This is a genomic window from Streptomyces sp. NPDC090445, from assembly GCF_044769385.1.
Classification (GTDB): Bacteria; Actinomycetota; Actinomycetes; order Streptomycetales; family Streptomycetaceae; genus Streptomyces.
In genome coordinates this window covers 121,217-148,193 of the sequence record NZ_JBIVXV010000003.1, presented here as the reverse complement: position 1 = coordinate 148,193, position 26,977 = coordinate 121,217, and the positions used below count along the sequence as shown (strand labels likewise).

21 protein-coding genes and 2 pseudogenes are annotated in these 26,977 nt (G+C 74.1%); 16 read left to right on the top strand and 7 right to left on the bottom strand.

Features of this window, described 5'->3' with window-relative positions; all coding sequences use genetic code 11:
- Positions 1-37: 37 nt before the first annotated feature.
- Entirely contained in the window at positions 38-670 is a 633-nt protein-coding gene (locus ACIQUT_RS08770) for a sigma-70 family RNA polymerase sigma factor (RefSeq protein WP_403561644.1), read from the top strand.
- A gap of 41 nt (positions 671-711) precedes the next feature.
- On the opposite strand, the gene ACIQUT_RS08765 is transcribed toward ACIQUT_RS08770, so the two are convergent.
- From ACIQUT_RS08765 to ACIQUT_RS08755, 3 genes are all read right to left on the bottom strand, one after another.
- On the bottom strand, positions 712-990 hold the full coding sequence (locus ACIQUT_RS08765) for a carboxypeptidase-like regulatory domain-containing protein (RefSeq protein WP_403560890.1): 279 nt from the start codon (positions 988-990) through the stop codon (positions 712-714).
- Between the two features lie 47 nt (positions 991-1,037).
- A complete protein-coding gene (locus tag ACIQUT_RS08760; protein ID WP_403560888.1) occupies positions 1,038-1,964 on the bottom strand; it encodes a trypsin-like serine peptidase in 927 nt (308 codons plus the stop codon).
- Positions 1,965-2,246: 282 nt separating this feature from the next.
- The gene (locus ACIQUT_RS08755; protein WP_403560886.1) at positions 2,247-2,678 is read right to left on the bottom strand and encodes a VOC family protein; all 432 of its coding nucleotides are present in this window, start codon (positions 2,676-2,678) and stop codon (positions 2,247-2,249) included.
- Positions 2,679-4,232: 1,554 nt separating this feature from the next.
- On the opposite strand from ACIQUT_RS08755, the gene ACIQUT_RS08750 reads away from it, so the two are divergent.
- Both ACIQUT_RS08750 and ACIQUT_RS08745 read left to right on the top strand, forming a co-directional pair.
- The gene (locus tag ACIQUT_RS08750) at positions 4,233-5,411 is read left to right on the top strand and encodes a PLP-dependent cysteine synthase family protein (protein WP_403560884.1); all 1,179 of its coding nucleotides are present in this window, start codon (positions 4,233-4,235) and stop codon (positions 5,409-5,411) included.
- A 5-nt stretch (positions 5,412-5,416) separates the two neighbouring features.
- Complete coding sequence (locus ACIQUT_RS08745; RefSeq protein ID WP_403560882.1) at positions 5,417-6,724, top strand: MFS transporter; 1,308 nt, start codon at positions 5,417-5,419, stop codon at positions 6,722-6,724.
- 104 nt (positions 6,725-6,828) lie between these two features.
- On the opposite strand, the gene ACIQUT_RS08740 is transcribed toward ACIQUT_RS08745, so the two are convergent.
- A complete protein-coding gene (locus ACIQUT_RS08740) occupies positions 6,829-7,497 on the bottom strand; it encodes a TetR/AcrR family transcriptional regulator (protein WP_403560880.1) in 669 nt (222 codons plus the stop codon).
- A 143-nt stretch (positions 7,498-7,640) separates the two neighbouring features.
- Between ACIQUT_RS08740 and ACIQUT_RS08735 the strand changes: the two genes are divergently transcribed.
- On the top strand, positions 7,641-10,037 hold the full coding sequence (locus tag ACIQUT_RS08735; protein ID WP_403560878.1) for an MMPL family transporter: 2,397 nt from the start codon (positions 7,641-7,643) through the stop codon (positions 10,035-10,037).
- Between the two features lie 8 nt (positions 10,038-10,045).
- A complete protein-coding gene (locus tag ACIQUT_RS08730) occupies positions 10,046-10,747 on the top strand; it encodes a DUF2993 domain-containing protein (RefSeq protein WP_403560876.1) in 702 nt (233 codons plus the stop codon).
- A gap of 69 nt (positions 10,748-10,816) precedes the next feature.
- Here ACIQUT_RS08730 and ACIQUT_RS08725 read toward each other — a convergent pair whose 3' ends face one another.
- Together ACIQUT_RS08725 and ACIQUT_RS08720 are read right to left on the bottom strand one after the other, a co-directional pair.
- The gene (locus ACIQUT_RS08725) at positions 10,817-11,482 is read right to left on the bottom strand and encodes an MSMEG_1061 family FMN-dependent PPOX-type flavoprotein (protein ID WP_403560874.1); all 666 of its coding nucleotides are present in this window, start codon (positions 11,480-11,482) and stop codon (positions 10,817-10,819) included.
- A gap of 85 nt (positions 11,483-11,567) precedes the next feature.
- Positions 11,568-13,013, bottom strand: a complete 1,446-nt coding sequence (locus tag ACIQUT_RS08720) for a glyceraldehyde-3-phosphate dehydrogenase (protein ID WP_403560872.1) — start codon at positions 13,011-13,013, stop codon at positions 11,568-11,570.
- 434 nt (positions 13,014-13,447) lie between these two features.
- Here ACIQUT_RS08720 and ACIQUT_RS08715 point away from each other — a divergent pair.
- The 6 genes and pseudogenes from ACIQUT_RS08715 to ACIQUT_RS08690 all read left to right on the top strand — a co-directional run.
- Positions 13,448-13,903: pseudogene (locus ACIQUT_RS08715) on the top strand (AraC family transcriptional regulator); the annotation flags it as partial.
- A gap of 964 nt (positions 13,904-14,867) precedes the next feature.
- Positions 14,868-15,080: a helix-turn-helix transcriptional regulator gene (locus ACIQUT_RS08710; protein WP_403561643.1), complete on the top strand. Its 213-nt coding sequence runs from the start codon at positions 14,868-14,870 to the stop codon at positions 15,078-15,080.
- Positions 15,077-15,553: pseudogene (locus ACIQUT_RS08705) on the top strand (ATP-binding protein); the annotation flags it as partial. The gene ACIQUT_RS08710 and the pseudogene ACIQUT_RS08705, both read left to right, overlap by 4 nt.
- Before the next feature lie 431 nt (positions 15,554-15,984).
- A complete protein-coding gene (locus tag ACIQUT_RS08700) occupies positions 15,985-17,388 on the top strand; it encodes a LuxR C-terminal-related transcriptional regulator (protein ID WP_403560870.1) in 1,404 nt (467 codons plus the stop codon).
- Between the two features lie 64 nt (positions 17,389-17,452).
- A complete protein-coding gene (locus ACIQUT_RS08695) occupies positions 17,453-19,111 on the top strand; it encodes a hypothetical protein (RefSeq protein WP_403560868.1) in 1,659 nt (552 codons plus the stop codon).
- Positions 19,108-19,755, top strand: coding sequence for a hypothetical protein (locus ACIQUT_RS08690; protein WP_403560866.1), 648 nt, complete (start codon positions 19,108-19,110; stop codon positions 19,753-19,755). Before ACIQUT_RS08695 ends, ACIQUT_RS08690 begins: the two co-directional genes overlap by 4 nt.
- Here ACIQUT_RS08690 and ACIQUT_RS08685 read toward each other — a convergent pair.
- A complete protein-coding gene (locus ACIQUT_RS08685) occupies positions 19,737-20,195 on the bottom strand; it encodes an Lrp/AsnC family transcriptional regulator (RefSeq protein WP_403560864.1) in 459 nt (152 codons plus the stop codon). The two genes, ACIQUT_RS08690 and ACIQUT_RS08685, sit on opposite strands and share 19 nt — an antisense overlap.
- 122 nt (positions 20,196-20,317) lie before the next feature.
- On the opposite strand from ACIQUT_RS08685, the gene ACIQUT_RS08680 reads away from it, so the two are divergent.
- The 5 genes from ACIQUT_RS08680 to ACIQUT_RS08660 all read left to right on the top strand — a co-directional run bounded on the left by ACIQUT_RS08680 (position 20,318) and on the right by ACIQUT_RS08660 (position 26,809).
- The gene (locus tag ACIQUT_RS08680) at positions 20,318-21,301 is read left to right on the top strand and encodes an EamA family transporter (RefSeq protein WP_403560862.1); all 984 of its coding nucleotides are present in this window, start codon (positions 20,318-20,320) and stop codon (positions 21,299-21,301) included.
- Between the two features lie 29 nt (positions 21,302-21,330).
- Positions 21,331-22,536, top strand: coding sequence for an aromatic amino acid transaminase (locus ACIQUT_RS08675; protein WP_403560860.1), 1,206 nt, complete (start codon positions 21,331-21,333; stop codon positions 22,534-22,536).
- A gap of 265 nt (positions 22,537-22,801) precedes the next feature.
- Complete coding sequence (locus ACIQUT_RS08670; protein WP_403560858.1) at positions 22,802-23,350, top strand: hypothetical protein; 549 nt, start codon at positions 22,802-22,804, stop codon at positions 23,348-23,350.
- Positions 23,351-23,890: 540 nt separating this feature from the next.
- On the top strand, positions 23,891-24,373 hold the full coding sequence (locus ACIQUT_RS08665) for a hypothetical protein (protein WP_403560856.1): 483 nt from the start codon (positions 23,891-23,893) through the stop codon (positions 24,371-24,373).
- Positions 24,374-24,706: 333 nt separating this feature from the next.
- Positions 24,707-26,809, top strand: a complete 2,103-nt coding sequence (locus tag ACIQUT_RS08660) for a discoidin domain-containing protein (RefSeq protein WP_403560854.1) — start codon at positions 24,707-24,709, stop codon at positions 26,807-26,809.
- Positions 26,810-26,977: the final 168 nt, after the last annotated feature.

Sequence of the window (26,977 nt, the reverse complement as noted above, 5' to 3'; positions counted from 1 at the left end):
TACGCCCGCCACCCCCGCCATGCCCACAACAACCGCCATGCCCGCCACGCCCACCCGCACCTCCCACCGCCCGCGCCCCTCGCGCCCCTCCCGCCCCGCGCACGCGGACCGCACCGCGCGTGCCGCCTGCTCCGAGGAGCAGGTGACGCGGCTGGCGCTCGCCGCGCGCGGCGGCGACCCCCGCGCCGTGGACGGGTTCGTCCGGGCCCTGCACCGGGACGTGTGGCGCTACGTGGCGTACCTGAGCGCCGACCGGCAGGCAGCCGACGACCTCACGCAGGAGACGTTCCTGCGGGCCCTCGGCAGCCTGCACCGGTTCGAGGGCCGCTCCTCCGCCCGCACCTGGCTGCTCTCCATCGCCCGGCGCACCGTTGCGGACAGCCTCCGGTACGCCGCCGCCCGGCCCAAGGTGTCCGACCGCGACGACTGGCAGGCCGCCGCGGAGCAGTGCCAGCCGCGCGGCGTGCCGGGCTTCGAGGACGGCATAGCGCTCGCCGAGCTCCTGGCGGCGATTCCGGGCGAGCGCCGGGAGGCGTTCGTCCTCACCCAGTTGCTGGGGCTGCCGTACGCCGATGCCGCGAAGGCCATCGGCTGCCCGGTCGGCACGGTCCGCTCCCGGGTGGCCCGGGCGCGGACCTCGCTGATCGAGGTGATGGAGCTTTCGGCGTAGCGGGTCGGGCCCGGGCTCGCGGCCCGGGCCCGACCTCGGCTTCAGCCGAGCCGGAGCACGACGGTGGCGGCTCCGCCGGCGCCGACCGCGGCCGACGCCTGGGCGCTCCTCCCGTCCGGTGCCCGGCACTGCACCGTGTAGACGCCCTCGGCCGACACCGCGAACGAGAACCGGCCGTCGGCGCCGGTGAGGGCGGCTACGTCGGGGAAGGAGCCGGGCCCGCCCGCGAGGTAGACGGACACGCCCGGCGCCGGACTGCCGTCCGTGTCGACGACGACACCGCCGATCAGATGCGTGCGGGCGCCGCCGGTCGGGGGCACCGCTCACACCGCCCGGCGGTCCGGCGGCCCGGCGGGACGCCGGCCCGTCACGCCTTCCACTGCACCAGGTTGTTGAAGACGGACTGGGTGATCCGGGTTCCGGAGTTGGTCGTCGTACCGCCGTACGCGTGCACGGCGATGCCGTACCGGCCGCCGTTGTGGATGCGGTAGACCGCGCTGCCGCTCTGGCCGCCGGCGGTGTCGATGTCGTAGAAGACCTTCAGGGGGTTCACCGAGCTGACGCCCCGGCCGTCGTACCACTGGGTTCCGGGAGGCTTGTCCCCCGGGTATCCGGAGATGTTGACGGAGGTCTTGAGCAGGTCGGCGTCCGGCCAGGCGCCGAAGCCGAACCAGCCGGTGGTGGCGCCGAGTTCGGTGGGGATGATGATGGCGCCGTAGTCGAAGTTCTCGTCGCCGCTCTCGGTCCAGCCGGTGACGGTGCGGAAGCTGGTGCTCGTGACCGCGCCGAAGGGCAGGGTCGAGCCGTTGCGGCCGGGCATCACCTGGATGCTCTTCACGAAGCCGTCTCGGCCCGGGACACCGCTGTTCTTGATGTACACGACGTGCCCGGCGGTCGCCAGGGTGTGCGGGCCGATGAACCAGCCCGTCCCGATCCACTGGGAGTTGTCGGCGGCGGTGATCAGCAGGGACGCGTGGGCCCGCCACGGATAGCTGGAGGTGTCCGTGATCGGGACGCGGTCGTCGGGGAGGTGCACCGTCTCCAGCATGTCCGGCGGGCCGAAGGAGGCCACTCCGATGTCGGGCAGTACGGCGGTCGGCGCCCGCCACGTCTCGGGCATGGATTCCGGCGCACTGCGCATGTGGCCGTTCACCTGTTCCAGGCCGTCGGACGTGAAGGGCGTGGGGCTGCCCTGCACCCCCTCCGACGGGCCTTCGAAGACCGGCTGTTCGGGAACGGCGTTGGCCAGTTCCTCGGGCTGGTTGGAGACGGGCGTGTGCGGGCCATTGGCCATGGGGACTCCTTGGGTGGGCACACCTGAGGTGTTCACGGACGTGGGTCGTGGGGCTGTTGGGCTGCGGGGCTGCGGGGCTGCCCGCGACGGATGCACCGCTGGGACTTCCCGGGTCGGAGCGCGTGCAGCATCCGGGCACGTCCCCCCACGACCATGTAAAGCCGACCCGGGGGTGATCGCCACGCGACGGCGGCGCCGACCCGGCCGCCGGACGGCGTACGCGCCCTCCGGGCGCCGGGCCGGATGCGGGGCCGGAAGCCGGGCCGGAGGCGGCCCGCGCGGTCAGCGCTCCGACAACTCGGAAGGGGCCTCCTGGACCACCCATCCGTTGCCGTCCGGGTCCGTGAAGGTCATGAACGAGTTCCAGGTCTCGCCCTTCCCGTCCTCCCAGCCCGTCTTGCCGACGTGGCGGACCGGCGAGACGTCCACGCCCCGGCCGACGAGTTCGGCGCGGGCCGCCTCGATGTCGGTGACGCACAGCTGGACGCCGTGCAGGGTGCCCGGGGCCATCTCCCGGGTGCCCGGGGTCGCGGGCAGCCCCTGCTGCAGGGCGATCGAGCAGCGGGAGCCGGGCGGGGTCAGCTGGATGACGCGCAGGCCGGGGGCGACCTCGTCGTCGATGTCGACCTTGAAACCCACCCGATCGGCGTAGAACGCCTTCGCCCGGTCCAAATCGGTCACGGGGACGAGGACGACTTCGAGGGTCCAGTTCATGGCAGCTCTCTCCTCCACGGGGGTCGGCGCATCCGGCCGGTCCACGCCACGGTGGCGTACGCGGGCGCCGCGGCGCACCCCGAAACGCCCGGCGCGCACGGCTTCGGCTGCCCGGGTGCCGACGCCCGCGGCCGGGCGGGCGCGGCCTGGCGGGCGCGGCCGGGCGGTGCCGTACCGAGGGGCAGAAGCAGCGCTTCGTTCGCGGAGGCCGGCAGGGGCCCGTCTCCTCCCCGCACCGTCAACTCCGCCGTCGCGCCCGTTCCTTGCCCGGGTGGATCCTTTCTCGCCATATCGCGGACAGTCTTTGCCTTCTGCCGCCCGACCGTGGTTAGGATTACGGCATGGTCACGGCCCGGTCGTCATGCGGTGCGCCGCGGATCCGGTGGTACCGGATTCCGTCGGCACCTCTTTGGCTGGCGCTGCTGTTTCTCGGATTCCTGTACGCACACGGCAGCGGCGACGCGATTTCCGTGCACCATTCCTCCGCCGCTCCCGCGGTGGACTCGGCCCCGTATCGGACCGTCCACGACACGAGCGGGCTTTCCGCAGCCCCCGCGGCCCGCACCCCGCAGCAGGAATGCGCACACGGTGCGGAAAGCTCCCCGCACCCGGGCGAGCACTGCATGCCCGGGCAGCCGGACCAGGCGGCCGTGTCGGCGCCCTGCCCGCGGGCCGGCGAGCCCGGCGCGACCGCATGCCCGGACGGCGGCCGGCCTCCCGCACCCGGTGGAGCGGCGCAGACAAGCGGCACGGCAGCGGGCCCTCCCTCCGGAGTGCTCCGCATCTAGACGGCCGGATCCCCTGACGGTCGACGTCGACGGGCCCGGTGATGTCCCGACCGGCCCATGAAGGCGCTGCCGGCGCCCCCTTTCCTGCGGGTTCATACCGGTTCGCGCCCCGCCCCGCCCGCAGGCATCCGCGCGGATGGCCGAAGCGCCCGCGCGCCCTCGGTGCGGCCCCTGCCGCCGGCCGGCTCCCCGGAGGAACCGTGTCGCTCCACCCCCGTACCCACTCCCTCCCCCGCCCCCGCACCGGCCCGGCGTCCCGGGTGCGGCGGCTGCTCGCCGTCCTGCTGCTGGCCGCCTTCGCCGCAGCGACGGCCGGCTGCCTGCACCACTCGGACGCCACACCCCGGGCGCACGCGTCCGCGTTCGCGGGGGCCCATTCCGCCGCCCCTCACACGCACACCCACACGCACACCCACACGCCCTCCCACCGTCCGTTCACCGCGGATTCCCCCGGTTTTCCCGACCCCGGCGAATCCTGTGTCCCGAATTACCCGTCCCTCCCCGTCCAGGAAATCTCGGCGCCCCGCGCGGCCGCTTTCCCCGTCCTCCTCGCGGTGCTTCTCGGCCTCCGCTCCCCGCACCTCCCCGTGCGCGGGCAACGCCACCCGTCGGCATTTCCCGCGCGGGCACGGGAAGGCCGGACAACCCGCACGAGCATCTGCTGCTGGCGCATTTAGGCCTCATTCGCGCGGCCCCACCGCTTTCGGCGCGGCCGCCTGCCCCGTCCCGTACGGAATCAGCCGTCCAACGAATGAGAGCCGAGGAAATGTCCTCTCCGTCCGCCCGCACCACCTCCCCCACGCCCACCCCCACACCCCTCCACCGCACGGCCCTCTCCGGGCTCGTCGGCAACACCCCGCTCCTGCACGTGTCCGAGCCGTTCACCCCCGAGGGCCGCGGCTTCTGGGCCAAGCTGGAGGGCTTCAACCCCGGCGGCATCAAGGACCGCCCGGGCCTGCACATGGTCGAGCGGGCCCGCGCCCGCGGCGAACTCCGGCCGGGCGCCCGGATCATCGAGTCCACCAGCGGCACCCTGGGCCTCGGCCTGGCCCTGGCCGGACTGGTGTACGGGCATCCGGTCACCCTGGTCACCGACCCGGGCCTGGAGTCGTCCATGACGAAGCTGCTCACCGCCTACGGCGCCCGGGTCAACGTCGTCTCCGAACCGCACCCGACCGGCGGCTGGCAGGAGGCCCGGCGCGAACGCGTCCGGCAGCTGATGGACCGGCACCCCGGATCGTGGTGCCCCGACCAGTACAACAATCCCGACAACACCACCGCCTACACGCCGCTCGCGCTGGAACTCGCCGCCGACCTCGGGCACCTCGACGTCCTCGTGTGCAGCGTCGGCACCGGCGGGCACTCCGCCGGCGTCTCCCGCGTCCTGCGGCAGCTGTACCCGCAGCTGGAACTCGTCGGTGTGGACACCATCGGGTCGACGATCTTCGGCCAGCCCGCCCGGCCGCGGCTCATGCGCGGCCTGGGATCGAGCATCTACCCCCGCAACGTCGCCTACGGGAACTTCGCCGAGGTCCACTGGGTGGCACCCGCCGAGGCGGTGTGGGCCTGCCGGCAGCTCGCCTCCTCCCACTACGCCACCGGCGGCTGGAGCGTCGGCGCCGTCGCCCTGGTCGCCGGCTGGCTGGCCCGCACCCGACCGGCCGACACCCGGATCGCCGCGATCTTCCCCGACGGGCCCCAGCGGTACCTGGGCACCGTGTACGACGACGACTACTGCGCCGCCCACGGCCTCCTCGGCGGCCCGCCCGCGGCCGAGCCGGAGGTCATCGGCCGGGTCGACGAGAAGGAGGTCACCCGCTGGACCCGCTGCGCGGCCGTGGTCGACCCCCTGGCGGAGGCGGCGGAGGCCGCGGCCGACGACCCGGCGGCACAGGGCGCGGACGGCGCGGAGGATGCTGCGGGTGCGGAGGGTCCGGGCCGGTGAAGGGCATGCTCGCGCAGGTGCGCTCGTACGAGAGGAGCGTCCAGCTGCTGATGGTGAACCAGTTCACCATCAACCTCGGCTTCTACATGCTGATGCCGTACCTCGCCACCCACCTCTCCGGCTCGCTCGGGCTCGCCGGCTGGGCCGTCGGACTCGTCCTGGGCGTGCGCAACTTCAGCCAGCAGGGCATGTTCCTGGTCGGCGGCACCCTGGCCGACCGGCTGGGCTACAAGCCGCTGATCATCGCCGGCTGCCTGCTGCGCACCGCCGGATTCGCCACGCTGGGCCTGGTCGACTCGCTGCCGGCGCTGCTCGCCGCGTCCGCGGCCACCGGGCTCGCGGGGGCGCTGTTCAACCCGGCGGTGCGCGCGTACGTCGCCGTGGACGCGGGAGAGCGGCGGGTCGAGGCGTTCGCCCTGTTCAACGTGTTCTACCAGGCGGGCATCCTGCTCGGCCCGCTGGTGGGCATGGTGCTCACCGGGGTGGACTTCCGCATCACCTGCCTGGTCGCGGCGGCCGTGTTCGCCGTGCTGAGCGCGGTCCAGATCCGCAGCCTGCCCGCGCGGCGCGCGGACGGGGCCGGGGCGGGGGCGCGTGCGCAGGGCGGCGCCCGGGAGAAGGTGCTGGCGCAGTGGCGGGGGATCCTCGCCAACCGGCCGTTCCTGCTGTTCTCCACGGTGATGACCGGCTCGTACGTGCTGTCGTACCAGGTGTACCTGGCGCTCCCGCTGGAAGTCCGGCGGCTGGGCGGCGACGGCACCTTCGCCGCCGCCGCGACGGCCGCACTGTTCGCCGTGTCCGGGCTGGGCACCATCCTGTTCCAGACCCGCGTCACCGCCTGGTGCAAGGCCCGGACGACACCCGGTCGGGCGCTGGCCTGGGGGCTGCTCACCATGGGCGCGGCCTTCGTGCCGCTGCTGCTCGCGGCGGTCGTACCGCTCCCGGACGGCGGCGGATGGCGGTGGCCGACCGCCGTCGTGCCGCCGATGCTGGCCGCGGTGCTGCTCGCCCTCGGCACGATGATCGCCTACCCCTTCGAGATGGACACCCTCGTCCGGCTCTCCGGTGACCGGCTCGTCGCCACGCACTACGGGCTGTACAACACCATCTGCGGGATCGGGATCACGCTGGGAAACCTGCTCACCGGGATGGCGCTCGACGCTGCGCGGGGCGCGGGCGCGGCGGCGCTGCCGTGGTTCTCGCTGGCCGCGCTCGGCCTGCTGTGCGCGGGCGCGCTGTTCGGGCTGGACCGCAGCGGGCGGCTGGCGCCGGGCGCACGCCCGGCGCGTACGGAACCCGTGAAGGCTGCCTGACCCAGGCGAGGGGGTGAGAGGAGGGGCGGGCGCCCGCGGGGTGCCCGCCCCTTCCCCTTCCCTTCCCCCTTTTCGCGTTTCCGGGCCCTGCCGCCGCGGCCGCGTCAGGCCGGCGCCTGCTTCGACTCCTGCTTCGAATCCGGCTCCGGCTCCGGGGCGATCGAGGCGAGCAGGTTCAGGACGGTGGCCTCCATCGCGTGCCGGGCCTGCTCGGGGCTCAGGCCCGTCGAGCGCCAGTGGTGCCAGGCGCCCCAGGTGGTGACCGCGTCCAGCCCGTCGACCAGGTCGGTGCGGCGCTGCCCCGTCAGGGTGTCGAGCTCCTCCGCCAGCACGGCCTCCAGCCGGGCGCGGGCGTCCGCGAAGGCCTCGTCGATCGTCTGCTGGATGCGCGGCGACGGGTGGTCCATGCGCATCACCGCCTTGCGGGCGGGCGTGATCCACTCCAGGATCCGGGCCCGCTGCTCGGCGAGCGCGGCCACGCGCACCGCCCGCGGGCCGGTGGTCGGCAGCGGTCTGATCTGCTCGGCCAGCTGTTCCAGCCGCCGGGTGATCGCGGTGTCCACGAGCTGCGCCATGTCGGCGAAGTGGTGGAACACCGACCGCCGGGAGACCCCGGCGCAGGCGGCCACCTTGTCCGCGGGGAACTCCGTCGCACCCTCGTCCAGCAGGGCCAGCATCGCGTCGGCGATCTTCTCGCGGGTCTGCCGGCCGCGCTCGGTCCTGCCGTCCGCCGCCGCTGCCGGTGCTGCGGCCCGCTCCGGATCCTTCTCCACCTCGGCCTCCTTCCTCGGATTGACATTGTTGCACCCCGAGTGCAAGCGTAAATATGCACTCGGAGTGCAACTTGCTTGCGGGCCCTCCGGGGCGGTCCTGCGCGTCCCGGTGCCCGCGGTCGAACGAGAGGAAGATCCGCACGATGTTCCACGCCCTGGGGCGCAGCTGCGCCGGACGCCCCGGCCGGGTCGTCGCCGTCTGGCTCGCGGTGCTGCTCGCGCTCGCCGCCGCCGTCCTGGTCCACGGCCGGGCCACCAGCGAGGCGGTGACCATCCCCGGCAGCGACAGCCAGGCGGCCCGCGACGCGGCCGGGGCGTTCCCCGGCCCGCCCTCGGGGAACCAGCCCGTGGTCCTGCACACCCCGGCCGGCGGCGCCCCGCTGACCTCCGGGGCGATGGAGGCGGCGGTCCGGGCCGCGGCCGCGGAGCTGGCCCGCGTCGACCACGTCGTCGCCGTCACCACTCCGTACGATCCCGCCGGCCGGGCCGCGATGAGCCGGGACGGCCATACGGCGTACCTCTCGGTCGGGCTGGACGTGACCGGCCGCGACATCACCCCGGAGGTCACCGACGCCGTGGTGGCCGCGGCCGCCCCGGCGCAGGAGGCGGGGATCGAGGTCACCCCGGGCGGCGATCTCGCCGCCGCGGCGGACAAGGGATCCACCGGGCACAGCGAACTGATCGGCCTGGCGGCGGCCGCCGTCGTCCTCTTCGCGGGGCTGCGCCGGGTCGCCGCGGCGGGTCTGCCGCTCGTCGTCGGCGTCGTGGGGCTCGTGGTGTCGCTGGCCCTGATCGGGCTGGTCGGGCACGTGATGGACATGCCGTCCTCCGGCGCGACCATCGCCGCCATGATCGGCCTGGGCGTGGGCATCGACTACACCCTCTTCTGCCTGACCCGCTTCCGGGACCTGCTCGCCGCGGGGGTCCCCGTGGTGGAGGCCGCCGCCCGGACCACGGCCACCGCGGGCAAGGCCGCGGCCTTCGCCGGCTGCGCGGTGGCGGCCGCCCTGGCCGGCCTCGCGCTCGGCGGACTGCCGCTGCTGTACGCCCTCGCCCTCGCCCCCGGGATCGCCGTGCTCGTGGCCGTCCTGGCCGCGCTCACCCTGCTGCCGGCCCTGCTCGCGCTCCTCGGCCACCGGGTCGCCCCGGCCGCGCGCCGCCCCGCCGATGCCCACGCCCCCGCTGCCGTGACCGCTGCCGCGCTCGACGACCCTGCGGGCGATCCCTCGGCCGGTCCGGCCGACGCCTCCGCGGGCGCCCCCGCCGACAGCGCGGCCGGTGCGCGCTGGCACCGGCTGGCCGCCTCCGTCGCCGCCCGGCCCTGGCGCCACCTGCTCGCCGGGCTGGCCCTGGTCGCCGTACTGGCCGCACCCGCGGCGCAGTTGACGTTCGGCCAGCTCGACGCCGGGGACAAGGCCGCCGGGACGGACAGCCGCATCGCCCACGAGCGGCTCGCGGACGCCTTCGGCCCCGGCGCCAACGGCCCCCTCCAGGTGACCGCCTCCCTGCCCGCGCCCGCCGCCGGCCCCTCCGACGGGCGCCTCACCGCCGTCACCGCCGCGCTGGGGCGGACCCCGGGCGTGGCCGCGGTCGGTGCGCCGCAGCTCGCCGCCGACGCCCGTACCGCCCGCTGGCAGGTCACCCCCGCCACCGGCCCCGGCGACCCGGACACCGTCGAACTCGTCGACCGGCTGCGGGAGTCCACCCTGCCCGCGGCCACCGCGGACAGCGGGGCGACCGCCCACGTCGGAGGGGCCACCGCCGCCCAGGCCGACCTCAACGACCGGCTCGCGCACCGGATGCCCGTGATCATCGCCACGGTCGTCGCCGTCGCCGCGCTGCTGCTCCTGCTCGCGTTCCGCTCCCCCGTCGTCGCCGCCAAGGCGGCCGTGATGAATCTGCTGTCGGTCGGCGCCGCGTACGGGGTGCTCACCGCCGTCTTCCAGTGGGGCTGGGGCGCCGGGATCGTCGGCCTCGAAGGGCCCGTTCCGATCCCCGGCTACGTGCCCCTGCTGATGTTCGCCGTCCTGTTCGGCCTCTCGATGGACTACGAGGTGTTCCTGCTCACCGCCGTACGGGAGAACTGGCTGCGGTACGGGGACAACCGGCGCGCGGTGATCGCCGGCCTGGCGGGTACCGGGCGCATCATCACCTCGGCAGCCCTGATCATGGTGAGTGTGTTTCTGAGCTACCTGCTGTCGGAGGACCCCGTGGTGAAGATGTTCGGGATCGGCCTGGCCACGGCCGTCGCCCTGGACGCCACCGTCGTCCGCGGACTGCTGGTGCCCACCAGCATGGTGCTGCTCGGTACACGCAACTGGTGGCTGCCCGCCCGGCTCGACCGCCTCCTGCCCCACATGGACATCGAGGGCGAGGGCCACGGCCGGGGCGGGTCCGGCGGTGCGGGCCCGCGTGCGGCCGCCCCGGCCGGCACCGCCGCCGGACCCGCCGCACCCGCCGGACCTGCCCGACCTGCCGGACCGGCCACCACCGCAACCACCGCAACCACCGCAACCACCGAGCCGAACCCCGCCCCGTGAGGAACCGCATGCCCGCCACCCCGTCCGAGCTCCCCCGCCCGCGCCGGCGCCGCCGCCTGTGGATCGCCGTCGCCGCCCTCGCGGCGGTCGCGGTCGCCCTGCCCGCCGCGGACGCCCTCGCCCGCGAGCGCGGCGAGAGCCGGCTCGCCGACCGGATCGCCGCCCGCCACCAGGACCTGCGGTCGGCCCCGCAGGTGGAGATAGGCGGCTACCCCTTCCTGCTCGACGCCGCCCGCGGCAGCCACCCCGAGGTGCGGGTCACGGCCGACGGCCGCACACCCGACGGGCGCCCGGTCAAGGCCGCCGTGGACCTGAAGGAGGTCACGCAGGGCCCGGGCGGCTACTCCGCGACGGCGGTCGACGCCCGGTTCACCGTGCCGTTCGAGGCGCTCGCCACCCAGGCGGGCAAGAGCGTGCGCCTGTCCGACGCCGGGGACGGCCAGCTGCGGGTGGAGCGCAGCGCCTTCGGCATCTCGGCGGTCGTCACGGCCCGGCTGCAGCTGAAGGACGACACCGTCACGCTGCAGGCGACCAAGGCCACCCTGGCCGGGCGCCCCATCGACCCGGCCAACCCGCTGATCACCGAGGCCCTCGCCGGGAAGCGGTGGGAGCTGCCCGCCCTGCCGCTGGGGCTGCGGGCCTCGGAGGTCTCCGTGGGTCCGGACGGGGTCACCGCCCGGGCCCACGGGGAAGGCCTGGCCCTCAGCTGACACCGCGTCGGCCGGCCACGGCCCGGCGGCCGCCGACCGGCCGGCGGGCCGTACCGGCTCGTGGCCGGCTCACTCGTAGCGGTACAGGAGCGACTCGCGCTCGGCCCGGCGGATCTGCTCCAGCGTCAGGTCCGGCAGGTCCAGGTGGGAGAGGGCGATCTCGGCGGAGCTGGGCGCGGCGTCCTCCGGGAGCCATTTCTCCGGCTTCCAGGCGCCGCTGCGCAGGAACGCCTTCGGGCAGTGGTGGTACGCCTCCTCCACCTCGACGACGATCGCGCTGCGCGGCGGCTTCCCGACCGGGGTCAGCTGCTCCAGCAGCCGCGGGTCCGCGGTGACGCAGGCCTTGCCGTTCACGCGCAGGGTGGTTTCCCGGCCGGGGATGAGGAAGATGAGGCCGGCGCGGCCGGTCTCCACGATGTTGTGGGCGCTGTCCAGCCGCTTGTTGCCGGTGGCGTCGGGTAGGGCGAGGGTGAACTCGTCGAGGACGGAGACGAATCCGGCCGGCCCGCCGCGGGGTGTCACGTCGCAGCGGCCCTCGGCGTCGGCCGTGGCGACGAAGACGAGCGAGGAGCGGCCGATGAACGCGCGGGCGATGTCGTGGATCCGGTCCACCTCCTTGTGCCGGACCATCTCGCTCGGCGGCTCGTAGAGCTCGCGCAGCCGGGCGGCGTCCTGCACGGCGGTGGACTTCAGGGCCTCGAAGACGCGGCCGGTCGGCCGCTGCACAGTGGTCACGTGGCGCCACTATAGGAAACGGGCGCCCGCCCCGGGTGGCAATAACCCGGGGCGGGCGCCCGCTCGTTGTCCTGCTGCCGGACCGTCAGGCGCGCGGCGCCGGGAAGGTCGGGTACTCGACGCCCGAGACGTGCTGGACGACGCGGATGACCTGGCAGGAGTAGCCGAACTCGTTGTCGTACCAGAGGTACAGGATCGCGTTGTCGCCGTCGACCTTGGTGGCGCCGGCGTCCACGATGGAGGCGTGGCGCGAGCCGACGAAGTCCATGGAGACGGCGTCGGGGGCGGTGGTGAAGTCGATCTGGCGCTTCAGCGGCGAGTGCAGCGAGACGTTGCGGAGGTAGTCGAGGACTTCCTCGCGGGTGGTCTCGCGGCCCAGGCGCAGGCTGAGGATGGCGATCGAGACGTCCGGGACGGGGACGCGGATCGAGCTGCCGGTGATCGGGGCCTTGAGGTCCGGCAGCGCCTTGGCGACGGCGGAGGCGGCACCGGTCTCGGTGATCACCATGTTGAGCGGCGCGGAGCGGCCGCGGCGGTCGGCCTTGTGGTAGTTGTCCAGCAGGTTCTGGTCGTTGGTGAACGAGTGGACGGTCTCCACGTGGCCGCGCAGCACACCGTACTCGTCGTCCATGGCCTTCAGCGGCGGGACGATCGCGTTGGTGGTGCAGGAGGCGCAGGACAGGATGCGCTCGTCCGGCTTGATCATGTCCTGGTTGACGCCGTGGACGATGTTCGGGACGTCGCCCTTGCCCGGGGCGGTCAGGACGACCTTGTCGATGCCGGGGCGCAGGTGCTTGGCGAGGCCCTCGCGGTCGCGCCACTTGCCGGTGTTGTCGATGAGGATGGCGTCCTTGATGCCGTACGCCGTGTAGTCGACCTCGGAGGGGTCGTTGGCGTAGATCACGCGGATCGCGTTGCCGTTGGCGACGATCGTGCTGTTCGCCTCGTCGACGGTGATCGTGCCCTGGAACTGGCCGTGGATGGAGTCGCGGCGCAGCAGCGAGGCGCGCTTGACCAGGTCGGCCTCGCCGCCCCCGCGGACGACGATGGCGCGCAGGCGCAGGCCGTTGCCGGAGCCGGCCTTCTCGATCAGCAGGCGGGCGACGAGGCGGCCGATGCGGCCGAAGCCGTAGAGGACGACGTCGCGGCCGGTGGAGCGCTCCAGCTTGTTCTCGCCGGTGGCGCCGGAGACGGCCTCGGCGGTGAACTCGGCCACCGACAGACCGCGGTCGTCGGTCTTGTGGTTGGCGGCGAGCATGCCGATGTCGATCTGCGACGGGCCGAGATCGAGGGTGGTGAGAGCCTGCAGGAACGGCATCGTCTCGGTGACCGAGAGCTCCTCGCCGTCGATCTGCCGGGCGAACCGGTGGGTCTTGAGGATGCTGACCACCGACTTGTTCACCAGGGAGCGGCTGTGCAGCAGGATCGTGACATCCCGCTCGCGGTGCAGCTTCCCGATGATCGGGATCATCGCCTCCGCGATCTCCTCGCGGTGGTTCCAGTTGGTGAACGAGTCGTCATTGACAGTCACAGGCTTATCTTTCGAGCTAGGCGGCGCTCATATGCTAACCCCCTCGTCGTTCGATCATTCAAGAGGCACCCCTGTGGGATTCGACCACCCGGCGTCACGAGTGCGCCGGAATGGCCGAATGCACCGCTTTGTCCGGCCGGTATGCGGCTTTCGTCCGGGGTGATCGTGACAGCCGATCCCGTGGTGCGCCGGGGCGCGGGCTCAGCCCGTGAAACGCCGCAGCGGACGAGGACGGCCGGTGGGCGGCGCGCAGGGGCAGCATGCGGGGGCGGCGTGCGGGGGCGGTGCCGCGGTCCGTCGGTCATTTGACGTACGGCTGCAACGAGGGGCGGCGTGAGGCTGGGCGTGTTCGACGGCAGTGCCCGTGCAAGGAGCGTGTGTGTGAAGGTCGTACTCGATGCGGCGTCCGTACCGGACGCCGACAGGATCGCCTCGTGGCAGGAGGCGCTGGCCCGCTGGCACCGGTGCGGGTGACCGCGCCGGACGGCCGGCCGGCCGACGGCACCCTGTCCACGGCGCACCTGGGCTACCTGCGCGTGCTGTCGGTGACCGCCGGGCCGCTCCGGATCAGCCGCGACTCCCGGCTGGTGGCGGGCTCGCCGCTGGACCGGCTCGCCGTCGCCGTCCAGGGCGGCGGCCGGGCCGCGCTCAGCCAGGACGGCCGCAGTGCCGAGCTGCGGCCCGGCGACCTGGCGGTGATCGACCTCCGGGCCCCCTTCCGGCTGGAGCAGCGGGAGCCGTTCGGCCTGCGCCTCTTCCGGCTCCCCCCGCAGGCGGTCGGCGCCTCCCGGGCGCGGCTGGAGAAGCTCACCGGCCGGTCGGTCACCCCGTCCGGCGGGGTGGCCGCGCTGGTCGTCCCGTACCTGGAGACGCTGGCCCGCACCGCGGGCCGGGTGACGCCGGACGTCGGGGACCTCCTCGCGGGGAGCACGGCCGAGCTGCTGGTCACGCTGGCGCAGGAGCTGGGGGGCCGGGGCGCTGGTCGCCACCGACTCGGCCCTGCCCTCGCTCCGGGTCGCGCCCGGCCCCGGCGGCGGTGCGCTCGCCGCCCTGCACGTGCCGCGCGCCCTGCTGCCGCAGCCCGACGCCGTGCTCCGCGCGGCGGCGGGCCGGGTCCGGGACGCCGGGACCGGGGTGGGGGCGCTGCTGGTCCCCTCGTCCTGGGCGCCGCCGGCGCACCGCCGCAGCCGGGCCGGGGCCGGGGCCCGCACCCGTACCCTCAGGGGTACGTGATCGCCGCGCGGGGCCTGCGCGGTGAACTGGAGGAGCTGCTGGGCCGGTTGCGGCCGTGGGCGGCGGAGCGCCGGCCGGCCTTCGTCCTGCACCGGCTCACCGCCATGGAGGCGCTGTGCGCCCTCACCCTCGGCGACTACGAGACGGCGTACTGCCGGGCGGTGGCGGTCACCCCGCCCGGCACCTTCCCCGCGGACGTGACGCAGTTCCACCTGTTCTTCCTGGACCTGGTGCAGGCGGCCGTGCACACCGGCCGGACCGAGGCGGCCCGCCGGCACGTGGCCGCGGGGCGGGCGGCGCGGATGCAGGACATCTCCCCGCACCACGCGTTCGTGCTAGCCGCGGCCGAGGCGATGGCGGCCGCCCCCGAGGACGTCGACGCGGCCTGCCGGGCGGCGTACGCGGTACCCGGGGCGGAACGCCGGCCCTTCCCCCTGGCCCGGGTGCGGCTGCACCACGGGGCGTGGCTGCGTCGGCGCAGCCGCACCGCCGAGGCGCGGGAGCACCTGGCCTGCGCACACCGGCAGTTCACCGCGCTGGGGACGGAGCCCTGGGCGGAGCGGGCGGCCCAGGAGCTGCGGGCCGCCGATCCGGCGGGGGGGCTCCGCCCGGCCCGGGGCGGTGGAGCCGCTGACCGCTCAGGAGGTGCGGATCGCCCGCCTGGTGGCGACGGGACTCGGCAACCGGGAGATCGGGGAGCGGCTGTCCATCTCCCCCCGGACCGTGTCCAGCCACCTGTACAAGATCTTCCCCAAGCTCGGGGTCACCAGCCGCACCGCCGTGGCCCACGCCCTGGAGGACCTCCCGGCCGCGGGGCCGGACCGGCTCGGATGAACCCGGCCGGCGGGCCGGAAGATACCCTGGGGCGTGTGTCCGGCGACAGGGAACTCGTAGGCAGGCAGCGGGAAACGGCGCTGCTCACAGACGTACTGGCGGCCGGACGCCGCGGCGCGCGGGGCGCTGCGGTCCTGCTGCGCGGGGAGCCGGGCATCGGCAAGACCGCCCTGCTGGAGTGGACCCGGGCGCGGGCCGGGCGGGACGGGTTCGCCGTGCTGCGGGCGGTGGGCAGCGAGGCCGAGTCCGGTCTGGCGTCCGGCGCCCTGCACCAGGTGCTGGCCCCGCTGCCGGAGCACTCCCGCACCCTGCCCGCGCACCAGCGGGAGGCCCTGGAATGCGCGCTCGGGCTGCGCGACGGGCTGCCGCCGGGCGGCTTCCTCGTCGGCGCGGCCGCGCTGGCCCTGCTCGCGGGCGCCGCCCGTCCCGACCGCCCGCTGCTGCTCCTGGTCGACGACCTGCACTGGGTCGACGCCTCCTCCGCCGCGGTGTTCGCCTTCCTCCACCGGCGGATCGCCGACCTGCCGATCGCCTTCGTCAGCGCGGGCCGCCGCGACGGCGCCGCCGCCGAGGCCTGGCCCGTGCACCCCGTCGACGTACCGGCCCTGGACCCGGCGGACGCGGACGCGCTGCTGCGCCGCCGCCACCCCGCACTCGCCGCCGGGGCCGCCCGGCGCGTCCTCGACGAGGCGGCCGGAAACCCGCTCGCCCTGGTGGAACTCCCCTCCCAGCTCGACGAGGACCAGCTGCGCGGCATCGTCCCGCTGCCCGAGCGGCTGCCGCTGGGCGCCCGGCTGGAGCGGCTGTTCGCCGACCGGCTGGGCACCAGCGGCTGCCGCTGGGCGCCCGGCTGGAGCGGCTGTTCGCCGACCGGCTGGGCACCCTGTCGGGCGCGGCGGCCCGGGTGCTGCTGCTCGCCGCGCTCGGCGGCCGGGCCTCGGCGCCCCGTGCGGCGACCTGGCTGGGCGCGGCCGCCGGACCCGAGGGCGCCGAGGCGGTCCTCGACCGGATCGAGGCCTCCGGGCTGGCCCGGCCGGACGCGGCGGGCCGGCTCGTCTTCCGCCACCCCCTCGTGTGCAGCGCGGTGATCTCCTCGGTGTCGGCGGCCGAGCGACGCCGCGCCCATCTGGCCCTCGCCCAGGGCCTGGAGGCGGACGACCCGCGGCGGCTCGTCCACGAGGCGGCCGCCGCCGAGGGCCCCGACGAGGAGCTGGCCGCCCGCCTGCAGGAGGCCGGACGGTGGCTCGCGGGCCGCGGCGACGCGGAAGGGGCGCTGCTGCTGGACCGGGCGGCCGCCCTCAGCGCCGACCCCGACGCCCGCTCCCGCAGGCTGACCTGGGCGGCGGTGACGGCGGCCCGCGGCGGCCGGCTCGCGTACACGGCACGCCTGGTGGAGGAGATCGGGCGGCGGCCCGTACCGCAGGACATCGCCCCGCTGTTCGCGTACGCCGTCGTGTACGTGGACCAGAGCCACCGCATCGACTTCGAGTCCTCCTTCACGCTGCTGCCCCAGGCCCTGGACGCCCTGGCCGAGGAGACCGACGGGCGCCTGGCCGGGCTCGCCGAGCAGGTGTACTTCAAGCTGCTGCTGGCCTGCGCCTACACCGACGACCCGCGCGGCCGGCGCGCCCTCGACGGACGCCGCGCGGGCATGTCCGACCTGGCCCGGCTGTGCCTGCGCGCCTGGTCGGACCCGGCGCGCACGGCACACGGCGTCGTCGGCGAACTGCGCAAGCTCGCCGCACACATGAGCCCGGAACAGGAGGTCGAGGAGGCCCGCGCCCACGTGGCCGCGGGCCGGGCGGCACGGATGCAGGACATCTCCCCGCACCACGCCTTCCTCCTCGCGGCGGCCGCGGCACTGGCGGCGCCCGACGAGGAGGCCGACGCGGCGTACGCGGCGGCGTACGCCGTCCCGGGCGCGGGCAGCTGGGTGTTCGAACTGGCCCGGCTCCGCCTGGCCCACGGGTCCTGGCTGCGCCGGCGGCGCCGGCCCGCCGCCCACGACGTACTGCGCGAAGCCCACCGGGCGTTCCGCGACCTGCGGGCCGAACCGTGGGTGCAGCGCTGCGCCCGGGAACTGCGCGCGGCCGGGCATCCGGTGGACGCCCCGGCGAGCGGACCGGGAGCGCTGACGGGGCAGGAGCTGCGGATCGCCCGGCTCGCCGCCCAGGGGCTGACGAACAAGGAGATAGGGCAGCGGCTGCACATCTCGCCGCGGACCGTCGCCGCCCACCTGTACAAGATCTTCCCGCGCCTGGGCATCACCTCCCGCGCGGCCCTCGCCCAGGCCCTCAAGTCCGGCTGAGAGGGGCGGCTCGCCTGGAGGCGACGGGCGGAGCCCCACGGGGGACAATGGGTGGCGGAGAGTCATGTTCCCTTTCACCCTGCGGGCCATCCGGTCATGGGCCGCGGTGCTGGCCTGCGCGGCCGTCGCGTGGGGCGGCACCGCCGCACCGGCGGCGCCCGCCACAACAGTGCTCCCGGCCCAGGGGACGGAACGGATCGAGCTGGATCCGATGACGGGCCCGCCCGGCAGCCCGGTAGGCGTGCACGGCTACGGGTTCGAGAACTGCCGGAAGCCTGTGCAGGGCGCCGTGGGTGACGTGACCAAGACGCCGTCGCCGGAGCCGACGTCGTACAGGCCGGGTGTGGTCGCGGTCAGCATCGCCCCGGGCGGAGGCGCTCCCGACATCGCCGTGGTCGACCTGGACACGGGCGAGTTCAAGGCCGATGTCACGGCACCGTCGGACGCCGCGCCCGGTCGTCCCCTCACCGTGCTGGCCAAGTGCGCGAGCGACCTCAAGATCAGGGCGACCGCTCAGTTCAACGTGGAACCAACTCCCGTGCCGGCCCTGTCCCTGGACCGGACCACGGGGCCCGTGCGAACCCCCGTCCAGGTCACCGGTTCGGGATTCGACTACTGCGCTGCCAAGGGCAGCGGCAAGGCCCGGCTGACGTGGGACGGCCGTCCTCTGGACGGCGTGGAGCCGGCCGCGGTGGATCCCGAGAGCGGCTCGTTCTCGGCCGGCATCGAGGTTCCGGCCGACGCCGTCCCGGGCGACAACCACAAGGTGACGGCCACCTGTGTCGGATACGAGTCGGTCTACGCCGAGACGCCGTTCACGGTCGAGAAGTCCCCCGAACCGTCAGTCGAACCCTCCGAGTCACACGAACCGACCGACGAGCCGACCGAGACACCCGAACCAACCGTCGAACCCTCCGAGACCCCCGAACCGACCGACGAACCGACCGACGAACCCACCGAGACACCCGAACCGACCGTCGTACCCCCCGGAACACCGGACGTGGTGCTCACCCCCACCGAGGGGCCGGCCGGTGCGGATCGCGTCGCCGTGACCGGTTCCGGGTTCAACTGTCCCTTCGTGAACGTGTTGTGGGACAGGGAGTCCGTGGGACCGGTCAAGGCCAGAGGCAACGGAACGTTCACCGTGGGCCTCGACATAGCGCCGAACGTGCGTGCGGGCGACCACGCGGTGCGGGCCGAGTGCCAGTCGGATCCGGCTGTGGCCGACGAGGCCACGTTCCGGGTGACGGACACCCCGCTTCCACCGCCGACATCGGAATCCGCCCCCACGCCCGACATCACGGCCGATGAGACGGACGGCCCCACGGACGGCCCCACAGGCGGCACTACTGACGGCCCAACGGACGGCCCGACGCCCGCCCGGACGTCGCCGGACGGCCCGACGCCCGCCCGGACGTCGCCGGACGGCCTGGGCCCCGCGGACGGGGGCGTGCCCGTCGGCCTGGTCGTCGGTACGAGCCTCGTCGGCGTGGCCCTGATCGCCGCCTTCGGCGCCTCGCGGCTGGTCCACCGCAGCCCGCGCTGGGTGCAGAAGCACGTCAGCGCCCGGCTGCGGCCCGCCCCGGCGGCGACCTCCGTGGCCGAACACGCCGCCGAGGAGGACGGGGCCGGGTCGCACACCATCCGGCTGGAGCCGCACGCGGATCCCGGCGAGCAGACCGTGCAGGAGAACACCGCGCAGGAGAAGGAGGACGACACATGACCGCCGCCGCCCCCGCCCCCGGCCTCGCGCCCCTCACCGTGGGCGCGTTCCTGCTCGGTCCGCAGTTCGAGGCGTCCGCCGAGAGCATCGCCGACACCCTGCACGACCACCAGGCCGCCACCGGCGTCCTCCCCGGCCGGCAGGGCCTCACGGGCGCGGCGGACCGGGCCGTGGAGTCCGAGCTCGCCCGCGTCGTCAACGGCTTCCTCGAACTCGACGTGTTCTCACTGCTGGGCCACGGCTGGGCCAAGCACTCCGAGCTGCGGGCCGCCGCCCACCGGACCCGCCTGTCCCCGGACGTCCCGGAGCTCGTCGCACTGGCCACGCACAGCATCACCTCCGCCCACCACCCGAGCGTCGAGCTGCTGGTGGACGGTGCCCCGGTCAGCACGGTGGAGGTGGAGCTGACCGTCGTCTTCCACGTGCGCGCCCTGGTCGCGGCCGTCGAGGGCGGGCGGTTGACCGAGGTGCACAGCGGGCAGTGCGACATCGAGGCGAAGCTCGCCGTCCGGCAGATCCCCGTCGCCGCCCGGCAGGGGCGGCTTGCGCTGCCGCTGGGCCGTCGTCTGCGCTCCCCGGTCGAGCTGCTGCCGCCGGAGGTGCCGCCGCCGCCCGCGCGGCCCCCTCACTTCGGGGCGGGGTAGACCCTGGACTGCTTGACGCTGCCGAAGGCGAAGCTCGACTCGATCGAGGAGATGCCGGGGATGGCGTGGATCCGGTTGCGGACCAGGGACTCGTACGCCTCCAGGCTCTCGATGACGACCCTGAGCAGGTAGTCGCTGCTGCCGGCCATCAGGTAGCAGTCCTGGATGTGCTCGATGACGGCGACGTGCTCCTCGAAGACGCGCACGGCCTCCGCGGTGTGGCGTTCCAGCCGTATCCGGACGAACACGGTGATCGGCAGGCCGTACTCGACCTGGTCGACCATGGCCGTGTAGCCGCGGATCAGACCGGCCTCCTCCAGCCTCCGCACCCGGCGCAGGCAGGGCGAAGGCGACAGCCGGACCCGGTCGGCGAGCTCCTGGTTGGACAGGCGGCCGTCGGCCTGCAATTCGCGGATGATCTGCAGATCGACTGCGTCCATGGCCACTCCTTGGCAGATTCTGCCCCCAAGCTATGCCTGAGCGGCAGAACTGGCAATCGCCTGCCCCGGCAAAAGCTCTAGCGTTGCCTTGTGGCCGGATCCGGCCCCTGGATCTGGAGGACATGACCGTGGTCGCCGTGAAGACCGTGCCCGCAGCGCCCGCGCCGGCGCCCCCGCGAGAGCGCACCGCGGGCGTCCGCGGGCTCTCCCCGCAGACGCAGGGCATGATCGCGCTGGTCCTGACCGTGCTGATCTGGGCCGCCTTCGCGCTCAGCGCGCGGGCCCTCAGCAGCTCCTCCCTCCAGCCCGCCGACGCCGCACTGCTGCGCTTCGGCGTCCCGCTCGTCGTCCTGGCCCCCGCCCTGTGGCGGCGGCGCCGGGCGCTCGCCGCGGTGCGTCCGGCCGCCGCACTGAAGGTCGCCTGCGGGGCGGGGGTGCCGTTCTTCCTGGCCGCGATGTACGGCGGCTCCCTGACCTCGGCCGCGTTCGTCGGCTCGATCGTGCCGGGCATGGTCCCGCTGTTCGTCGCCGCACTGATGGTCGCCGGCGGGCGCGGCGCGCCCCGCGGCACCCAGACGGCCGGGCTCGCACTGATCGCGGCCGGTGTGGTCGCCCTCGTCTGGCGCCACGTCTTCCCCGTGAACGGCTCGGTCCTGGCCGGCGCCGGCATCCTGCTCGCCGCCAGCGGGCTGTGGGCGCTGTACACCGTCGGGCTGAAGGAGGTGGAGCTCGACCCGGTCGGCTCGATCGGCCTGCTCTGCCTGCCCTCGTTCGCGGTGATGGCCCTGCTGGTCCTGACCGGGGTGCTGCCCAGCGGCCTGCCGTCCGCGGCGGGCTCCGACATCGTCCTGTTCCTCGTCGTGCAGGGGCTGGGCGTCGGGCTGTGCGCCGGCCTGCTGTACGCCTTCGCCATCCGCCGGCTGGGCGCGGAGCGCAGCTCCGCCGTCGGCAGCCTCAGCCCGGTCCTCGTGGTCCTGCTCGCCGTTCCGCTGCTCGGCGAATCGCCGACGCTCGCCGTGCTCGTCGGCGTGCCGCTCATCGCCGCGGGGGTCTTCCTCGCCAACCGGCGCCCCCGCACCCTGCCCCGCCCCGTCTCCGACCGCTGACCCGCCGATCCCCGTCCGAGGTTCCCGCCATGCTTGAGCTCCTCCTCCCGCCGCCCGTCGACCCGCTGTGGGACCTGACCGAGGCGTACGGTGCCGACGCCCGGCCCGAGCGCCTGAACCTCGTCCTCGGCGTCTACCGCGACGACACCGGCGGGACCCCGGTGATGGCGGCGGTCCGCGAGGCCGAGATACGCCTGGCGGAACGTTCCCTCTCCAAGGAGTACCGCGGGCTCTCCGGCAACCTGGCCTTCAACCGCGCGATGCTGTCGATGGTGCTGGGCGAGGGCGGCGCCGCCGAGCGCGCCGTCGCCGTCCAGACCGTCGCGGGCAGCGGTGCGCTGCGGCTGCTGGCCGACCTGGTCTGCCGGACCCGGCCCGGCACGACGGTGTGGATCAGCGACCCCGCCTACGTGAACCACCGGCCCATCCTGGAGGCCGCCGGGCTGACCGTGCGCACGTACGCCTGGCTCGACGCGGAGGGCCGGCCCGACGCCGAGGGCATGCTGCGGGACCTGGGGCAGGCCCGCCGCGACGACGTCGTGCTGCTCCAGGGCTGCTGCCACAACCCCACCGGCGTCGACCCGACCCCCGAGACCTGGCAGGCCCTTGCCGACCTGGCCGTGCGGACCGGGTGGGTGCCGTTCGTGGACCTGGCGTACCACGGGCTGGGCGACGGCCTGGAGGCGGACCTGGCACCCACGAGGATGTTCGCGGAGCGGGTGCCGGAGATGCTCGTCGCCGTCAGCTGCTCGAAGAACTTCGGGCTCTACGCCGACCGCACCGGCTGCGCGATCGTCATCGGCGCCTCCCGGCCGTCGCTGCGCCACGTGGAGACGGCCCTGCAGAACGCGGCCCGCACCCTGTACTCCATGCCTCCGGAGCACGGGGCCGCGGTGGTCGCGACCGTCCTGGAGGACGACGGGCTGCGGGCCCTGTGGCGAGCCGAGCTGGACGGGATGCGCGGCCGCATCGAAGCCAACCGCAGCGCTCTGACCCGGCAGCTGGCCTCGCTCGGCTGGGCCGACCGGGCCGAGGCGCTGGCGCGGCAGAAGGGCATGTTCTCGATGCTGCCGCTGAGCCCGGACCAGATGCTCCGCCTCCGCGACGGCTTCGCCATCTACGGCACCACCGCGGGCCGCATCAACATCGCCGGCATCCCGGCGGACCGCATCCCCTGCCTGGCCGACGGCATCGCCGCCGTCCTCGCCGAGGAAGCCGCCACCGCCGGCCGATAACACCGCCCGGTGCCGCGCCCCGTCGGCAGGCGAACCGCCTGCCGACGCCCCGGCCACCCCTGCTCCGGCATCCCCTCCGAGACCGGGACCACGGCCGGGACAACGGATTCCCCCGGGCCCGGCATCGGGAAGGCCCGCGCCCGGGCGCGCGTCCGCGTGTCCGCGTGTCGCGGCCCCCTGCCGGACATACAGAAGGATGATCCCTTTAGCCTGCGTGCAGGACACATGCACGAGAGCAAACGGGGGAACGGTGGCCGAGGATACCTTGCCCCAGCCGGAGCAACTGCCGCTCACGCCGGACGAACTGAAGAAGCGCAACCTTGAGGCCCTGGGCCCGTTCTACACGGCGCCGCCCGCCGACAGCTACGCGGATCCCACGGTGCCACGCCTGTCCCGGCAGGCACCTTCACCGCTGCAACCGCAATCGCCGTTCCTCAAGCCACCCTCGGGGGCCTCCGGGCCCCGCGGTCCCCACGGCGAGCTTCCCGGGCAGCGGCTCAAGATCGAGCCTGCCATCCTCAACAAGGCAGCCGGCAGCGCGGACGAGATACACACCGCCTTCACCAAGCCGGCCGCCGCCCTGGAAACACCGGCGAAGGCTGCGGCCACCGCCATGGCGGGCTGGGAGACGGAGTACGCGCTCCGGGCAGCCCACAAGCAGTGGGAGACCCAGGCCGGAACGGTGGCGGGCTGGCTCGCCCACATCGCCGAGAGCCTGCGGGCCGGAGCCCGCGACCACACCACGACGGATGCCGCGATCGAAGAGGCCTTCCGTGGGATCAAGCCGCGCCGGTCGCTGCTGGAGGGACTCTGATGGCCTCCTACGAGGAGATCCTGAGCACCGACCTCGGACCGCTGCAGAAGCTTGCCGACCAGTGGCGGACCACGCACAAGGGCATCAGCGGCCTGGGCAAGCGGGTCCAAGGAGAGATGCTCACCCCGCTGCGCGACAAGGGCTATTGGGAGGGAGTGGCGGCGCCGTTCGTCTGGCGGATGATCGATGACATACAGCGGCAGCTCAACCGTGCCATGCACGGCCAGCCCCTCTACTCGCCGGGCTCGAAGGACACCCCGTACGACCTCGGCCTCGCCTGGGTCACCGGCATCGGCCCCCGCGTTCGCACCTACGACGACGGCGACGAGATGACCGAGCCCATCAAGTCCAGCGTGAGCATGGAGCAGCTACGGGCCGACACTCTGGCGAAGTGGAATCAAGGCGGCAGCGGGGAAGGCCGCGCCAGCTATTCCATCTCCGAGAGCGGCAAGATCGGCGCCCTCAAAAGCACCTTCTCCACCGTGTCCCAGACGATCAAGTGGACCGAGCGCATACCTGCGGGAACGAAGTCGCAGCACGATGAACCATCGCATCCGGGCCACAACGGCCCTACTTGCCCTCACCTGGCCTCTCACCGCGTGCGGGGGACCCGGCGTCTTCGAGCACTGTGTCCCCGAGGAGAGCTCCACGGCAAGCTCGGCCGAGCTGGAAGGCAGCTACGAGGGCTCCCTGGACGCCAAGGGCACGCGCCTGGTGCTGAAGACCCGGCCGGGCGAGAGCGGGGGCACGCTCACGGTCGAGAACTGGCCGACCGGCGATTCCTTCCGCAACGAGCTGGGACCGTCCTTCAGCGGCACCGGCACATGGCAGATCGCCCGCCCCTCGGGTTCGGAGAAGTCCGCGCTGCTGCGCCTGCACTTCGACCCTCCGAAGCCGGACCTGCCCACACCGGACACCATCGACCTGCTGTCCATCGGCATCGACGCGAAGCGCACGTTCCTCTACGACAACGCGGACCCCGACACCTGCCCGGACTTCCGCCTCCAGCTGCAGAGGAAGTGACCCGGGCGTACGACGCGGCGGCCGGGCCCCGGAACTTCCGGGGCCCGGCCGCCACGCTCATGCGGGTCGGGTGGTCAGCCCGGCCGGGCCGTCCGGCCCCTCGGGCGGAGAGGCCGTCAGGACGGAGTGTCGCCGCAGGCCCGGTGGGTGGCGCGGCCGGGGGCGGGGGGAGCTGATTCATCATCAGGTCGGTTGTCCCGGACTCTTGACTCTCCCGGCGGCAGTGGCGATCCTCATCGCGAATTCGCGCGGGACATGACATTCAGCCGGCCTCGGACGGTCTGCGTCCTCGACCGCGCCCTCCGCCTCCCGATGACGTGAGTGGTGATGACCATGACCCGACTACCACCCGGCCGCAACAGGCCCTTCGCGGTTCTCGCAGCCCTCCTCGCAGGCCTGCTGGCCGTGGCCCTCGGCCCGGTGTCCGGCGCCTCGGCCGAACCCGCCGCCGGAACCGCCGGGGCCGCAGGTGCCCCGGCCGAGACCGGCTGGTGGGTTCCGACGGCCCGGCCCGGCCCCGACTCCCAGATCAATGTCACCGGCGAGCCCTTCAAGGGCACCGACGCCCAGGGCCGGGTCCGCGGCTTCGTCGACGCCCACGACCACATCATGTCCAACGAGGGCTTCGGCGGCCGCCTCATCTGCGGCAAGCCGTTCTCGGAGCAGGGCGTCGCCGACGCGCTCAAGGACTGCCCCGAGCACTACCCCGACGGCACCCTCGCGGTCTTCGACTTCATCACCAAGGGCGGCGACGGCAAGCACGACCCCAACGGCTGGCCGACGTTCAAGGACTGGCCCGCCCACGACTCGCTGACCCACCAGCAGAACTACTACGCGTGGATCGAGCGGGCCTGGCGCGGCGGCCAGCGGGTCCTCGTCAACGACCTCGTCACCAACGGGGTGATCTGCTCGGTCTACTTCTTCAAGGACCGCGGCTGCGACGAGATGACCGCCATCCGCCTGGAGGCGCAGAAGACGTACGACATGCAGGCCTACATCGACCGGATGTACGGCGGCCCCGGAAAGGGCTGGTTCCGGATCGTCACCGACTCCGCGCAGGCCCGCGACGTCATCCAGCAGGGCAAGCTGGCCGTCGTCCTCGGGGTGGAGACCTCCGAGCCGTTCGGCTGCAAGCAGATCCTGGACATCGCCCAGTGCAGCCGGGAGGACATCGACCGCGGTCTGGACGAGCTGTACCGGATCGGCGTGCGCAGCATGTTCCTGTGCCACAAGTTCGACAACGCGCTGTGCGGGGTGCGCTTCGACGAGGGCGCCCTCGGCACCGCGATCAACGTGGGCCAGTTCCTCTCCACGGGCACCTTCTGGAAGACGGAGCAGTGCACCGGCCCGCAGCACGACAACCCGATCGGCCTGGCCGCGGCCCCCGCCGCGCAGAAGGAGCTCCCGGCGGGCGTGGCAATGCCCTCGTACACAGCCGACGCACGCTGCAACACCCGCGGGCTCACCGAGCTCGGCGAGTACGCCCTGCGCGGGATGATGAAGCGCAAGATGATGCTCGAAATCGACCACATGAGCGTCAAGGCCGCCGGCCGCGCCCTGGACGTCCTGGAGTCCGAGTCGTACCCGGGCCTGATCTCCTCCCACAGCTGGATGGACCAGGGCTGGCTGGAGCGCCTCTACAAGCTCGGCGGCTTCGCCACCGCCTACATGGGCGGCGCCGAGGGCTTCAGCGCCGAGGCGAAGCGCAATGCCGCGCTGCGCGACAAGTACGGCGTGGGCTACGGCTTCGGCACCGACATGAACGGCGTCGGCGGCTGGCCCGGCCCGCGCGGGGCCGACGCCCCGAACCCGGTCCGCTACCCGTACCGCAGCACCGACGGCGGCTCGGTCATCGACCGCCAGACCACCGGGCAGCGCACCTGGGACTTCAACACCGACGGCGCCGCGCACTACGGCATGGTCCCCGACTGGATCGAGGACATCCGCAACGTCGGCGGCCAGGATGTGGTGGACGACCTCTTCCAGGGCGCCGAGTCCTACCTGCGCACCTGGGGGTCGTCCGAGAAGCACAAGGCCGGGGTGAACCTGGCCGCGGGCGCCGCCGCCTCCGCCAGCTCCACCGAGTGGAACCCGTTCGTCAGCTACGCGGCCGGCCGGGCCGTGGACGGCAGCCGCGGGTCCCGCTGGGCGAGCGACTGGAGCGACGGCCAGTGGCTGCGCATCGACCTCGGCTCCCCGCAGCTCGTCAAGCGGGTCACCCTCGACTGGGAGCGGGCGTACGGCCGGTCCTACCGCATCGAGGTGTCCTCCGACGACGCGAACTGGCAGACGGTCTGGTCCACGACCACCGGGGACGGCGGCCTGGACACCGCGCAGTTCGCCGGGGTGCCGGCCCGCTACGTGCGGATCCACGGCCTCGGCCGCGGTACCCAGTGGGGCTACTCCCTCTACGAGGCCGGCGTCTTCAGCAGCTGACGGCGCCGCCGAAGAAGAGGCACCCCGCTCCCCCGGGCCGGGGGGGGGCCCGGCCCCCCCCCCCCCCCCCCCGGCCCCCCCCCCCCCCCCCCCCCCCCCCCCCCCCCCCCCCCCCCGGGGGGGGCAAAACGGCCCACGGGCCGGGTGAGGGGGAGCCCCGGGCCGCCG

Bases quoted from the DNA above. Each gene is read 5' to 3' on its own strand.
- ACIQUT_RS08745 (WP_403560882.1), top strand. From the start codon at position 5,417: ATGCTCGCGCAGGTGCGCTCGTACGAGAGGAGCGTCCAGCTGCTGATG.
- ACIQUT_RS08750 (WP_403560884.1), top strand. From the start codon at position 4,233: ATGTCCTCTCCGTCCGCCCGCACCACCTCCCCCACGCCCACCCCCACA.
- ACIQUT_RS08730 (WP_403560876.1), top strand. From the start codon at position 10,046: ATGCCCGCCACCCCGTCCGAGCTCCCCCGCCCGCGCCGGCGCCGCCGC.
- ACIQUT_RS08665 (WP_403560856.1), top strand. From the start codon at position 23,891: ATGAACCATCGCATCCGGGCCACAACGGCCCTACTTGCCCTCACCTGG.
- ACIQUT_RS08755 (WP_403560886.1), bottom strand. From the start codon at position 2,678: ATGAACTGGACCCTCGAAGTCGTCCTCGTCCCCGTGACCGATTTGGAC.
- ACIQUT_RS08770 (WP_403561644.1), top strand. From the start codon at position 38: ATGCCCGCCACGCCCACCCGCACCTCCCACCGCCCGCGCCCCTCGCGC.
- ACIQUT_RS08760 (WP_403560888.1), bottom strand. From the start codon at position 1,964: ATGGCCAATGGCCCGCACACGCCCGTCTCCAACCAGCCCGAGGAACTG.
- ACIQUT_RS08680 (WP_403560862.1), top strand. From the start codon at position 20,318: ATGACCGTGGTCGCCGTGAAGACCGTGCCCGCAGCGCCCGCGCCGGCG.
- ACIQUT_RS08660 (WP_403560854.1), top strand. From the start codon at position 24,707: ATGACCCGACTACCACCCGGCCGCAACAGGCCCTTCGCGGTTCTCGCA.
- ACIQUT_RS08685 (WP_403560864.1), bottom strand. From the start codon at position 20,195: ATGGACGCAGTCGATCTGCAGATCATCCGCGAATTGCAGGCCGACGGC.
- ACIQUT_RS08695 (WP_403560868.1), top strand. From the start codon at position 17,453: ATGTTCCCTTTCACCCTGCGGGCCATCCGGTCATGGGCCGCGGTGCTG.
- ACIQUT_RS08690 (WP_403560866.1), top strand. From the start codon at position 19,108: ATGACCGCCGCCGCCCCCGCCCCCGGCCTCGCGCCCCTCACCGTGGGC.
- ACIQUT_RS08675 (WP_403560860.1), top strand. From the start codon at position 21,331: ATGCTTGAGCTCCTCCTCCCGCCGCCCGTCGACCCGCTGTGGGACCTG.
- ACIQUT_RS08735 (WP_403560878.1), top strand. From the start codon at position 7,641: ATGTTCCACGCCCTGGGGCGCAGCTGCGCCGGACGCCCCGGCCGGGTC.